This window comes from Pseudomonas sp. 8 R 14, from assembly GCF_900005955.1.
Lineage (GTDB): Bacteria > Pseudomonadota > Gammaproteobacteria > Pseudomonadales > Pseudomonadaceae > Aquipseudomonas > Aquipseudomonas marginalis.
Window position 1 is genome coordinate 37919 of sequence record NZ_CVTH01000050.1, and the last position, 12440, is coordinate 50358.

Consider the following 12440-nt stretch of genomic DNA (forward strand, 5'->3'; position numbering starts at 1 on the left):
CATGTGGTCTGGCAAGGATCAAAGCATGCGGCGTGCCACTACGGCCCGCGTTCAGGCACTTTGCGGGTGCAGGGAAACCAAAAAGTTTATCGGCTTTGCGGGAGGGGACTTTAAGCGCGAATGCGTTCGGAGGGGGCAGAACACATTCGTGGTGACAAGCCGGGGGGCAATGTGGGAGGGAGCAAGCCCCCACATCAGGACCCCCGTTCGCCAGGTGGATCAGAAGCTGTATTTGGCCGTCAGCATCATGTTGCGTGGGGTGCCGTAGGCGTCGCCGCCATAGCTCACGGAGTTGGCGATGGTGGAGTAATAGCGGCGGTCGAAGATGTTGTTGGCGTTGAGCTGCAGGTCGAGGTGGTCGTTGACCTTGTAGCCGGCCATCAGGTCGGTGACGGCGTAGGCGCCCTGTTGGAGGCGGTAGGTGCTGCCGTCAGCCAGCTTGACGTCGTTGTACAGGCGGCTTTGCCAGGAGATGTTGCCGCCCACGCGCAGTTTCTCCAGCGGGCCCTGGAAGTTGTAGCGGGTGGTCAGCTTGAACAGGTGCTCCGGAACGTCCGTGTCGTACTGCTTGTTGACCTTCTGCGGGTTGGCTTCATCCTTGATGGTGTGGGTACGCGCGTAGGTGTAGCCACCGCCGACCTGCCAGTTCTCGGTCAGCGCGCCTTGCAGTTCGAAGTCGATCCCCTGGCTGCGAATCTCTCCGGAGGCCTCATAGCACTCTGTCTGTGGGCAGTTTTGCACGGTCACCTGGGTGGCGCGGTTTTCCTGGTCGACACGGAACAGCGCCACGCTCGCATTCAGCGCGCCACCCAGGTATTCGCCCTTGATGCCGACCTCGTAGTTTTTGCCGACAATCGGCTTGACCGGGGTACCGGAGGTGTCCTTGGCGCTCTGCGGCGTGAAGATGTCGCTGTAGCTGACGTACACGGAGTGGTGATCGTCCAGCTCGTAGATCAGCCCCGCGTAGCGGGTAAGGTTGCGGGTGACGTGATAGTCGCCGTCGTTGCTGCCGTGGGCATCGTAGTCATACCAGTCCAGGCGCCCGCCGAGGATCAGCTTCAACGGGTCCGCCAGGCTCAGGCGCGTGGTCACGTAGACACCGTCCTGGGTGGTGACCTCGCGATCGTCCGTGGTGTGGACGAAGTCCGGTTTGCCCGCGGTGAGGGGCCAGTTGGTGTCGTAGGGGCTGTAGTTGTGGGTGGTCATGTCGTAGATGCGTCGGCTGGCGCCCACCACCAGTTCATGGGTGCGCCCGAATGCCTGGAACGGGCCGCTGGCAAAGGCGTCGACACCGGCCTGGTTTTCATCGTAGGCGGCCTGGTAGACCGTGCGCGCCAGGGTGTTGTTGACCCAGCGCGACTGGTAGGAACCGGAAAACAACGCGTTCTGTTCGGCGTAGTTGGCGTTGACCTGAAGCTTCCAGTCATTGGCCAGGCGCTGGCGCAGTTCGGCGAAGACCGTGTTGATTTCCTGGTCCTTGTTCTCCCAGTCGGTACCGGGATTGTAGGAGCGCGGCAGGTCCAGGTGATGGCCGTCCTGGCCGATCATCGACGAGCCCCAGAAGTAGTTGGTCTTGTCCTTCTGGTTCGAGAAACCGAGGGTGAGGGTGGTGTCTTCGCTCAGGTCGGCCTCGGTGACGGCATAGAACAGGCCGTGATAGGACTCGGCGTTGTCGATGAAGCTGTTGGCGTCTCGGTAGGAAGTGACCACCCGGCCGCGCCAGGTGCCGCTGTCATTGAGCGGGCTGGAGGCGTCGAGCTCGCCACGGTAGTCATCCCAGCTGCCGGCGGCACCGGTGAGGGTGACTTTCTGTTCGTCCAGCGGCCGCTTGCGGACCAGGTTGATGGCCGCCGACGGGTTGCCCGCACCGGTCACCAGGCCGGTGGCGCCACGCACGACCTCGACACGGTCGAACATCGCCAGGTTCGGCTGGGCGCCTACGGAAACGCCGTTGTAGCCGCTGGGGATGCCGTCGTACATCAGGTTGTCGATGTCGAAACCGCGTGAGGTGTAGGACTGCCGGCCCGGGCCGCTGGAATAGTTGAGGAATAGCCCAGGCGTGGCATTGACCACGTCGTTGATGCTGGTCATCCCCTGGTCATCCATGCGCTGGCGTGTGATGACGGTGACGGCCTGCGGGGTTTCACGCAGGGTGAGGGGCAGTTTGGTCGCGGTTTTCATCGCGCCGGTGGTGTAGGACTGCGTACCCTCGGTGGTTTCGCCCAGTTGTTGCTCGCCGGAGATCTGGGTCGCACCCAGTTCCAAGGTGGTTGCCGGCGTTTCAGCGTCGGCGGCGAAGGCCGCGTGCGAGGTGGCGAGACACACCGCCAAAGCGATCAGACTGGGTGTAAAACCTTTACCGCCGTGTTGTTGCACAGACATGGAACGGACTCTCCCCTAAGTGCCGTCCGTGGCGAATAATAAATCTGTTGATAATTATTCGCATTAGTTTGGCAGATTAAATCTGTCGGAAAAAGCCTTTGGGGAGAATTAGTTAACGAATTTTTCACATCTGCAGGGCAGGCTTTTTGCCATTACCTGCCGTCGGCGAGTTGTTTTTTTGCGTGTTCAATCGCGTTTCGGAATCGCCATCCGACTCGTCGCTTTCACCTCCCGCAGCGCCAGGCTCGACTGGATCGACGCAATCCCCAACTGCCGCCGCAGCACGCTTTCGACAAATTCGCTGTAGCTGTCCAGATCCTCCGCCAGCACCTGCAAGAGGTAATCCGCGTCGCCGGTGATCTTGTGGCACGCCAGCACCTGAGGAAGCTCCTTCACCACCGCTTCGAACGCATCCGGAGCATGGTCGGTGTGGATCGCAAAACGCACATGCACAAACGCCATGATGTCCAGGCCGAGCAACTTGCGATCGAGGTTGGCCTGGTAGTCCTTGATCACGCCTTCTTCCTCCAGGCGTTTGCGCCGCCGCCAGCAGGGGGTGAGGCTCAGGGCCAGGCGCTCGCTCAGTTGGGCGTTGGAAATACTCGCGTCTTCCTGCAGCAGGGCGAGGATGGCGAGATCGGTGTCGTCCAGAACGACCTGCTTGGTTTTATTTTTCATATTTGGCTGTAACCAGGGTAAAAACACCCGATAAAGCTATCAGTGTCAGAAGTAAAAGCAAAGAAAGCCCTGCGCAGCCAGAACAAAATAGACCCTGTCTTTTTCTGGCGGATGTATCCAAATGCTGACTGTTTTTAGTGATGACCACCGTTTGCACCACGGCACCGAACTCAAGGACGGCGTGCTCAAGCCCTCATTCGAACAACCCAGCCGCGCCGACACCGTGCGTGACCGCGTCCGGCACGTCGGGCTGGGCGATATCATCGTGCCGCGCAGCTTCGAGCGCGCCTGCTACGTCAACGCCCACAGCGAGCGCTACGTCAGCTTCCTCGAAACCGCCTGGGCCGAATGGACCGCCATCGGCCGCCGCCATGACGCGCTGCCGCTGGTGTGGCCGGTACGGGACCTGGCCAATGAGCAGGTGCCGGACTTCATCGACGGCAAGCTGGGCTTCTTCGCCATGGACGCCGGCTCGCCGATCACCGCCACCACCTGGCAGGCGGTCAAGACCAGCGCGGACATCGCGCTCACCGGCCTGGCGCTGATCGACGAAGGCCATCACAGTGCCTTCGCCCTGTGCCGCCCACCGGGGCACCACGCGGCCCGCGAATACATGGGCGGTTATTGCTACCTCAACAATGCCGCGATTGCCGCGCAACAGGCCATCACCCAAGGTGCCAAGCGCGTAGCGGTGCTGGATGTGGATTTCCACCACGGTAACGGCACGCAGAATATTTTCTATGACCGCGCGGAGGTGCTGTTCATCTCCCTGCACGGCGACCCGTCGGTGTCCTATCCGTATTTTTCCGGCGCCGACAGCGAACGCGGTGCAGGTGCCGGGGAGGGCTTCAACCTGAACTACCCCTTGCCGAAAAACACCACGTGGGCCCAGTACAAAACCGCGCTGATCCACGCCTGCCAGCAACTCAAACACTTCGCCCCCGAGGTGCTGGTGATCTCCCTCGGCGTCGACACCTTCAAGGACGACCCCATCAGCCACTTCCTCCTCGACAGCCAGGACTTCCTCAGCATGGGCGAGATCATCGCCGGGGTGGGCGTGCCGACGCTGTTCGTGATGGAAGGCGGCTACATGGTCGACGAGATCGGCATCAACGCCGTCAACGTCCTGCACGGCTTCGAAAGCAAGACTGCCTGACCTAATAACAACACTCGCTCGATTCTTTTTTCTGCCAAAACTCAAAAACATAACAAGAGGTTTTGTGATGAAAACAACCACGTCCGGGCTGTGTGAAAAGCCTGCGTTGCAACGCACCCTGAGCAACCGCCACATCCAGCTGATGGCCATGGGCGGTGCGATCGGCACCGGCCTGTTCATGGGCTCCGGCAAGATCATCGCGTTGTCCGGCACCTCGATCATCCTGATCTACATGATCATCGGGCTGTTCGTGTACTTCGTGATGCGCGCCATGGGTGAGCTGCTGCTGTCCAACCTCAACTTCAAGAGCTTCGCCGACTTTGCCGGCGCCTACCTGGGCCCGCGTGCGGCGTTCTTTCTCGGCTGGTCGTACTGGCTGAGCTGGAGCGTGGCGGTGGTGGGGGACGCGGTGGTGGTCGGCGGGTTTTTCCAGTACTGGTTCCCGCATGTGCCAGCGTGGATGCCGGCGGTGGGCATGCTGTTGACGCTGTTCGCGTTGAACGTGCTGACGGTCAGGCTGTTCGGCGAAGTGGAATTCTGGTTCGCGATCATCAAGATCATCGCGGTGCTGACCCTGATCGGTGTCAGCGTGGTGCTGATTGCCAGCTCGTTTGTCTCGCCCACCGGGGTCACGGCCTCCGTGAGCCACTTGCTGGACAAACAGGCGGCGTTTCCCAATGGCCTGTTCGGTTTTTTCGCCGGCTTCCAGATGGCGATCTTTTCCTTTGCCGGCACCGAACTGATCGGCACCGCAGCCGCCGAAACCCGAGCACCGGAAAGGACCTTGCCCAAGGCGATCAACTCGATTCCGCTGCGGATCATCCTGTTTTACGTGCTGGCCCTGGCGTGCATCATCGCGGTCACCTCGTGGCAACAGGTGTCGCCGAGCAAGAGCCCGTTCGTGGAACTGTTCCTGGTGGCGGGCTTTCCAGCTGCGGCGGGGATCGTCAATTTCGTGGTGCTGACCTCGGCGGCATCGTCGGCCAACAGTGGGGTGTTCTCCGCCAGCCGCATGTTGTTCGGCCTGGCTGACCTGGGGGACGCCCCGGGTATCTTTGGACGCTTGTCGAAAAGCAGCGTGCCGTTTATCAGCCTGGCCTTCACCACCTTGCTGATGCTGCTGGGCCTGGTGTTGCTGTTTGTGGTGCCGGAGGTGATGACCGCCTTCACGATTGTGTCGACGGTGTCGGCGATCCTGGTGATTTTCACCTGGTCGACCATCCTCGCGTCCTACATTGCCTACCGCAAAAAGCGCCCGGACCTGCACGCCAGATCTCTCTACAAGATGCCTGGCGGTGTGCCGATGGCCTGGTTTTCCCTGGCCTTCATGGCCTTCGTCCTCGGCCTGCTGGCGTTGCGGCCGGATACACGCCTGGCGCTGTACGTGATGCCGGCCTGGTTTATCTGGCTGGGCATTGCCTTTCAGTTTTCACGCTTCAAGGCTGCCGGGATGGTCAATCCCGGTCATAGGTGATTCACGGGTTCCCTAGAACTCCATTCTCAAGCCCACCGTGCCCTGGCGGCCGTTGAAGGTGTTGCTGTCCAGGTTGCGGTTGTAGCCCAGCTCGCCGTACAGGCTGATGCCCGTGGCCACCTTCAGCGTGGCGCCGGCGGTCAGGTCCAGGGTGGTGGACTTCTGCTCGGTGTCGATGGCCGTCACACCGTTGAAGGTGACGGTGTTCTGCCCGGCGCTGGTGTGCCAGACATTCGCCCGTACGTAGGGTTGCAGCGGCATGCTGCGGACCTGGTAGTCGCCGCGCAGGCGCACACCCAGGCGGCTGGTGACCTGGGTGTCGGCGTCATAGGAAACGTCGGAGATCCCGTCGTTTTGCTTAGCCAGCTTGGTCTTGCCGACGATCAGTTGCGCCTGGGGTTCAACCACCCAGTTACCCACCCACGCAAACGGCCAGCCGACTTCGGCGGACGCCGTGACATTGTGCCCCCGGGTGTCCATCTTCACGCCACGATCCGACTCGTTATTGCCGTCGAAGCGGGTGCCCATCAGTACCAGGTCGAGGTAGGCCTGGTTGGCGCCGATCAGCGTCCAGTAGACCCCCAGGCTGTCCCCGCGCAAGGTGGTCTTGCCGGCGTCCTTGTCCTGCCAGCCGCCGTTGAAGCCCTTGATGTTGCCTTTGAGGGTGCTGTGGCCGACAAAGAACCCGCTCCGTTGGGTCAGGCCATTGTCGTAGGTGCTGGCGTACAGGTCGGTACCCACTTGGAAGCCGGTCACCGAACTGTCGAGCGACGGGCTGACCGTTCCGGTGAAGCTCTGGCGCGTGCTGTTGCCGTAGGTCCGTCCCCAGCCCGACGTGAATGGGCCGGTATGCAACTGCTGGCTTTGGTCACCCATACGCTGGTGGAAGGTGCCGAGCATGCCCTGCACGAGTTGTTGTGCGGCGGGAAACAACGCAGCGTAGATCGGCACTTCCGGGCGATAAATAGGGATCGGTTCGGTCCCGGGATTGGGCGGCAGCGGTGGTTCACCGGGAACGGGGGTGGGTAACGGCACGATAATCACCGGGCCAGGCGGCACCACGGGGATCGTCGAGCGCAGGTAGTAGTTCTCCGCCGTACCGGCCGTGACACCGCCTTTGAACAGGTAGTAGTCGAACGCGCCGGCAGACACCGGGCCCGCCAGTGTAAACGCGCTGCCACTGCCAGACGCGCCGTTGAGGGCTTGCACCACCTGGATGCCGTCCTGCAGGGTGGCCGCACCCGCGCCGCCGAGGTTGGTGACGCTGATGGCGGTGGTACCGGCGAGGGTGCCCTGGTTGATGATCAGTTTGTCGCTGGGGGAATCATCCGCGCCCAGGGCGCTTTGCAGTAAAAGCCGTCCATTGTCGCCGGTGTAATTGCCATTAATGGTCAAGGTGTCGCTGGTGCGGGTGTTGCCGGTGGTCATGTTGAGGGTGCCGCTGTTGGTGACGTTCACCCGTTGGCCGGCCGTAAAAGGGTCGATCACCCCCGTGCCGATCAACAGTTCACTGGTCCCGTCGATGCTCAGGCTGCCCGTGCCGGTGTCGCTGTCACCCAGTTTCAGCGTTCCGCCCAGGATCAACTGCGACTGGTTGTCCAGCCGAATGCTTTCCCAGTTGGGAAACAGGCCCGGATCGCCTGCCTTGGTATTGTCCAGTGTGAGCGTGTCGACACCCAGGCCAGCGTCGATCAACTGCGCCGCGGCCAGTTGGGTGTTGACCAGGTTCTGCAGCACCGCCGTGTCGTCACCGGCGCCCAGCAGTACGAACGAATGCAGGTTGCCACCGGTCCATTCGAAGTGATCGTCGCCAAAGCTGAGGAGTATCTGGCCGTTGACGTCGCCACCGGACACCGCCACGTGATCGTTGCCCCCGCTGACACTGATATTGCCGCCGACAAAGGCCGAGCCCGAGATCAGGATGGTGTCGTTGCCGAAGCCGGTCACCAGGTTGCCGATGATGCTGCCACCCACCATATCGAACAGGTTGTTGTCGAGCTTCATGTCGACCCGGCCGATGGTGCCGCCGCTCATCCTGGCCTGGTCGCCATCCTCGAAGGCTCCGGTGATGGTGCCGCCACTCATGTTGAAGGTGTCCAGGCCATCGCCCTGGGCCAGTGAGGCAATGGTGCCGCCGCTCTGGGCGTAGCTGTCGACGCCTGCGCCCTGGCTGACGGCGCCGGCCTGTCCGCCGGTGATCTGCGCCACATCCGCGCCCGAGCCCTGGCTGACGCTGCCGGTGATGCTGCCCAGGTTGAGCCGGAAAATATTACTGCCATCGCCCTGGTTGAGGTTGCCATCAATCCCGGCACTGGGCCCGTTCACATCCACCAGATCGTTGCCGGCGCCGTAGGTGACATTCCCGGTAATCCGCCCCGTGGCGCTGAGGTTCAGGGTGTTGTTGCCGGCACTGTCGGTAAAGCCCGGTGCCGTGCCGCTGTCGCAGGAAGAGAGGTCGTCGCCGGCGGTGTTGCTGATGGTGCACGCCCCGTAAGAGGCGCTCGGCAGTGCCGCCAGGGCAATCAGGTACAGCAGGGTCAGAGTCCGTAAGCGCATGATCCATCCTCGTGCGAGGGGAAAGTTGCCCCGGCACCGGCAAAGGCCGGTGCAGGCCAGACCATGACAACGTGACACGCGATACGGAGCAGGGAGTGCGGGTTACCTGTTCGAAAACACCGGCCAATGCAAGGAGTTGGCATGGCTTTCTCGACTGCACCTCAACGGGTGCAGCGCTGTTTGCACCCTAGCCATACATCGTGCAGGGCGCTACTGTCAGAGTTGACAGGTATAGACGAGCTGCCGGTCTTACGAAAACACAATCTCGTAAGGCTCGCGCATACGCTCCAGCAGCACCTGGGCCAATATCGGCGCCAGGCCGATCTGCGGGTCGCCCGCCAACTGGCTGGCATACGCATGGACGGCGTGGAGTTTGCGCGCCACGGTCCAGGTGTCCAGGCGTACCTTGCGCGCCCGTTGCCAGGGGATCATCGCACCCTCGCGGGCGGGGCAGTGCCAGGCCCAGATCGGCAGTTCATAGAGTTGCGCACCCACCAGCCTGCAGGCGTTGGCGCTGGCACGGCCGACGGCCTCATGGTCGTCATTGCCGTCGTTGCGCCAGGTGGAAAACACCACGTCGCCCGGTTGCAGGTAGCGCGCGATAAATTGGCTCAGTTGCGGCTCGCGAGCGGCGAGGGCGTTGTCGCAGAAACCGCCGCGAATCCACTTCAGGCTGTGCAAGGGCATGCCCAGGCGGCGCAGCGCCTCGGCGCTTTCCTGGGGCCGCACCACACTCAGGCGGCTGGCCGGCCATACGTGGGAACCCGGGTGGCTGGCACTGCCGTCCGTGATGGAGATCATTTGCAGGGGGTGTTCCAGGGTGCTGAGCAATTGCAGTAGACCGCCGCAGGCCACCACCTCGTCGCCGGGATGGGGCGCGATGATCACCACACGCGCGCCAGCGGGCACCAGGGAGGTGGTAGAGATAGGCGGGATTTGCGCCAGCTGCGGTGCGCTGTTCCAGATTTGCGCGGGGCCGCGACGGCCTTCACTGAGGGAGGCAGGCTTCATGGGCGTTACGTCCTTGTCGATTGATGCTGGGTCGTGCCCCGTTGACGGGACGACTCTATTTATTCACCACAGACTCCGCCGTGGTGCACGCGTGGTAATCCAACCCTGAATTGCCAGCAAGGCGTCATCAGCATAGACAAGGATTGGTCGCTTTTACATTTTGCAATGTCGTTTTTTTCAAGACGCGCACATCAGGCTCTTCAAATAATCGCCGAACCCGCCCTGGGCACGGGCCTCCAGGCGCGCGCTGGTGATGACTTGCGGGGCGTGGCTCCAGGCGATGGAGGCCCCGCAGCGCTCGAGGTCACGCACCAATTGCACATCTTCGTGACAGGCCAGCGGTTCGAACCCTCCGGCGCGCACATAGGCCCCGGCACTGATGCCCAGGTTGGCGCCGTGGATATGCCGGTGACCGTCACGGGCGTGGTACGCCGCCTGGTAACGGATCTGCGCCGCCGGGTCGAACTCTTCGCTCCAGGTGTCGACGGTCACGGTGCCGCACACCGCGTCGGCGCCCAGTGCCAACTGGGCCACCAGCCAATCGGGGGCCACGCGGCTGTCGGCGTCGGTGCACGAAATCCAGCGTGCACCCTGGTTGAGCAGGTGCCGCGCGCCCACCCCGCGCACATGGCCCACATTGCGCGCCTGTACCTCCAGGCGCTGCACCGGGAACCCCTCGGCAATCTCCGCACTGGCATCGCTGCAACTGTCGAGCAGCACCAGGATCTGCACCGTTTCACCCAGCAGGCCTGGGTGACTGGCGGCCACCAATGCTGCCTCCAGACACTCGCCGAGCAGCGCCTCTTCGTTATGTACCGGGATCAGAATGCCGATCATCGCAGGCCCTCAAGGGTGGCAACCGAAGTGCCGTCGCGGCTCCACAGGTCGAGTAGAAAGTCGGGTTCGTGGTGGGTGGCGACCAGGGGCATCCCCAGCCGCTCATGGAGCAGGGCATGCACCTGTTCGGCGGTCTGCGGGCACCCGTCGATCGTCGGGCGCCAGTGGCAGGCCAACACCTGGCCGTTGGCGGTGAGGCTGCTGAGGGCGCGATCGATCAAGCGGCACAGGTCATCGCGGTCGAGGTAGTAGCACAACTCGCTCAAGACAATCAGGTCGAACTCGCCTATCGGCCATTGCTCGGGCAGGCGGCTCTGCTCCACACGGGCATGGGCAAAGCCCAGCAGGCGGCTGCGTGCCAGGGCGACGGCGGCCGAGGCGGTGTCGCAACACAGCAGGTGATCACAGCGCGGGGCCAGCTCGAAGCTCAATTCGCCATTGGCGCAACCGGGTTCGAACACCGAGGCATAGCGCGGCCGGGTCAACAGTGCCAGGGTCAGCGCCCGTTTGCGACGCTCGTACCAGCGTTGGCGAAAGGCCCAGGGGTCGTCGTTACCGGCAAACAGTTGATCGAAATACGGTGTCGCCACACTCATACGAATACCACTTCAAAAGGTTGTAGCAGACGCTCCACCACATAGGGCGCCAGCACCGGCGGCAGGCCGATCTGCGGGTCACCCTCCAGCTGGCTGGCGAACGCATGAATGGCATGGCGCTTGCGCGCGACGGCTTCACAGCTCAGGGGGATTTTGCGGGCACGGTGCCAGGGCACCAGGCTGTTCTCGGGAGACGCCCAGTGCCAGGTCCACACCGGCAGCTCATAGAGGGCCGCACCCACCGCGTGCGCTGCCTTGGCGCTCGCGCGGCCAACGGCCTCATGGTCGCAATGGCCGTCTTCGCGCCAGGTGGTAAACACCACATCCGTGGGTTTGAGGTGGCGCTGGATAAAGGCGCTGAGCTGGTCTTCCCGCGCTGCCACCTGGCTGTCGCTGAAGCCGGCCCGCAACCATTTCAGGCTGTGCAACGGCACACCGAGGCGGTGCAGGGCCTGGGCCGACTCCTGGGGGCGCACCACGCTCAAGCGCTCCACCGACCAGTGGGTGGAGCCGGGATGACTGGCGCTGCCATCGGTTACCGAAATCAATTGAATGGGCCGGCCCAGTTCGGCCAAGCCTTGCAACAGGCCGCCACAGCCCAGCACTTCGTCATCCGGGTGTGGGGCGATGATCACCGCGCGGTGGCCCTCGGGTACCAATTGTTCGACGCTGATCTGCGGCAGTTCGGCCATCAGCGGCGAGTCCTGCCAGCGCTGCAGGGGCGTGCCCTGGCCGACGATCGGGTTGGGTTTCATAACTGCCACCTCCCTGTGGGTTCCCCTGCGACCAGTTCGCCGAGGCCGGCCAGGTCGCGTTCGGCATGGCTCTGGCGGACATACACCGGCAGGTCCGCCATCAACTGGGCGAAGTGCGGATCCTTGCAGTACGGACCCGCGCCCACGGCTCTGCCCACGTGCCGCATGACCTGCTCGACGGTGTCCTCGATGCTCGCGCGCACCTGCTGGGCCAGGTGCCGGGCATCGGCCCTGGGGTAGCGGTCGATCTGCTCCGCACTGGCCCGCAGCACGCAGGCAGCGCTGTTCAAGGCGCTGTCGACCGCCCCCAGATGGGCGAGGGCGTGAGGCTCCGAGCGCTTGCAGCAGTGATCGCGCAACACCTCGGCCAGGCGTTGTGCCGCACCGTACCAGCAGGCGGCGATACCGATGCCGCCTTGCCAGAATCCGGGACGCCCGAGGTAGTCGCCGGGGCCGCCCACGGCAAGGCCATGGGCGCCGTCAAAGACGACCTCGACGCTGCCGGTGGCGGCCATGCCCACGGCATTCCAACCGTCGTGGGTGACCGTGATGCCCGGTTGGTCCATCTGCACCGCCACCAATTGCTGGCCGCCTTGTTCATCCCACGCCGTCAGCAAACCATGGCTGAGCACCGCCGCCCCGGAACACCAGGCTTTACGCCCGTCCAGACGCAGGCGATGGCCCTCGCAGCGCACCTGCACCTTGGCATTCGGCGGTTCTGCGGCCCACATGCCCCACAGACTGCCCAAAGGCGGCGCCGGGCTACGCAGCTCGGCAATGATGGCCAACGCATCGGTGTGGCCTTCGAACAGCTTGCACAAGCGCAGGTCATGACCCGCCACCTGCGCCAGGCGGCTGAACCGCCCCAGGGTGTCGCCGCTGCCAGGCAGCGGCAACTGATCGAGGCCTTCCTCCTGAAATGCCCTCAGGGCCTTGGCCAGGTCCTGCGTGTCCGCATAGCCCTGGAAGCCTTGAAGGAATCCATGCAGTGCCAT

The 12440-nt window shown here is 63.2% G+C and carries 10 protein-coding genes; 2 read left to right on the plus strand and 8 right to left on the minus strand.

Features of this window, described 5'->3' with window-relative positions; translation table 11 throughout:
- Positions 1–219: 219 nt before the first annotated feature.
- Together BFQ01_RS10430 and BFQ01_RS10435 are read right to left on the minus strand one after the other, a co-directional pair.
- The gene (locus BFQ01_RS10430) at positions 220–2382 is read right to left on the minus strand and encodes a TonB-dependent siderophore receptor (protein ID WP_065925212.1); all 2163 of its coding nucleotides are present in this window, start codon (positions 2380–2382) and stop codon (positions 220–222) included.
- Between the two features lie 186 nt (positions 2383–2568).
- Positions 2569–3060: an Lrp/AsnC family transcriptional regulator gene (locus BFQ01_RS10435; RefSeq protein WP_027606753.1), complete on the minus strand. Its 492-nt coding sequence runs from the start codon at positions 3058–3060 to the stop codon at positions 2569–2571.
- A 121-nt stretch (positions 3061–3181) separates the two neighbouring features.
- On the opposite strand from BFQ01_RS10435, the gene BFQ01_RS10440 reads away from it, so the two are divergent.
- Both BFQ01_RS10440 and BFQ01_RS10445 read left to right on the plus strand, forming a co-directional pair.
- The gene (locus BFQ01_RS10440; RefSeq protein ID WP_065925213.1) at positions 3182–4216 is read left to right on the plus strand and encodes a histone deacetylase family protein; all 1035 of its coding nucleotides are present in this window, start codon (positions 3182–3184) and stop codon (positions 4214–4216) included.
- A gap of 67 nt (positions 4217–4283) precedes the next feature.
- On the plus strand, positions 4284–5690 hold the full coding sequence (locus BFQ01_RS10445; RefSeq protein WP_065925214.1) for an amino acid permease: 1407 nt from the start codon (positions 4284–4286) through the stop codon (positions 5688–5690).
- Between the two features lie 12 nt (positions 5691–5702).
- Here the strand turns inward: BFQ01_RS10445 and BFQ01_RS10450 are convergent, their stop codons facing one another.
- The 6 genes from BFQ01_RS10450 to BFQ01_RS10475 form a co-directional block, all read right to left on the minus strand.
- Complete coding sequence (locus tag BFQ01_RS10450) at positions 5703–8246, minus strand: autotransporter family protein (RefSeq protein WP_065925215.1); 2544 nt, start codon at positions 8244–8246, stop codon at positions 5703–5705.
- 249 nt (positions 8247–8495) lie between these two features.
- Positions 8496–9257 carry a PIG-L deacetylase family protein gene (locus BFQ01_RS10455; protein ID WP_065925216.1) on the minus strand — a complete coding sequence of 254 codons (762 nt, stop codon included), beginning with the start codon at positions 9255–9257 and terminating at the stop codon, positions 8496–8498.
- A 177-nt stretch (positions 9258–9434) separates the two neighbouring features.
- Positions 9435–10094 (minus strand): glycosyltransferase, encoded by a 660-nt coding sequence (locus BFQ01_RS10460; protein WP_065925217.1) that lies wholly within the window; start codon positions 10092–10094, stop codon positions 9435–9437.
- Positions 10091–10690, minus strand: coding sequence for an SAM-dependent methyltransferase (locus BFQ01_RS10465; protein WP_065925218.1), 600 nt, complete (start codon positions 10688–10690; stop codon positions 10091–10093). Before BFQ01_RS10465 ends, BFQ01_RS10460 begins: the two co-directional genes overlap by 4 nt.
- Positions 10687–11445, minus strand: coding sequence for a PIG-L deacetylase family protein (locus tag BFQ01_RS10470; RefSeq protein WP_065925219.1), 759 nt, complete (start codon positions 11443–11445; stop codon positions 10687–10689). The genes BFQ01_RS10465 and BFQ01_RS10470 overlap by 4 nt, the downstream gene beginning before the upstream one ends.
- A complete protein-coding gene (locus BFQ01_RS10475) occupies positions 11442–12440 on the minus strand; it encodes an acyl-CoA dehydrogenase family protein (RefSeq protein ID WP_065925220.1) in 999 nt (332 codons plus the stop codon). The genes BFQ01_RS10470 and BFQ01_RS10475 overlap by 4 nt, the downstream gene beginning before the upstream one ends.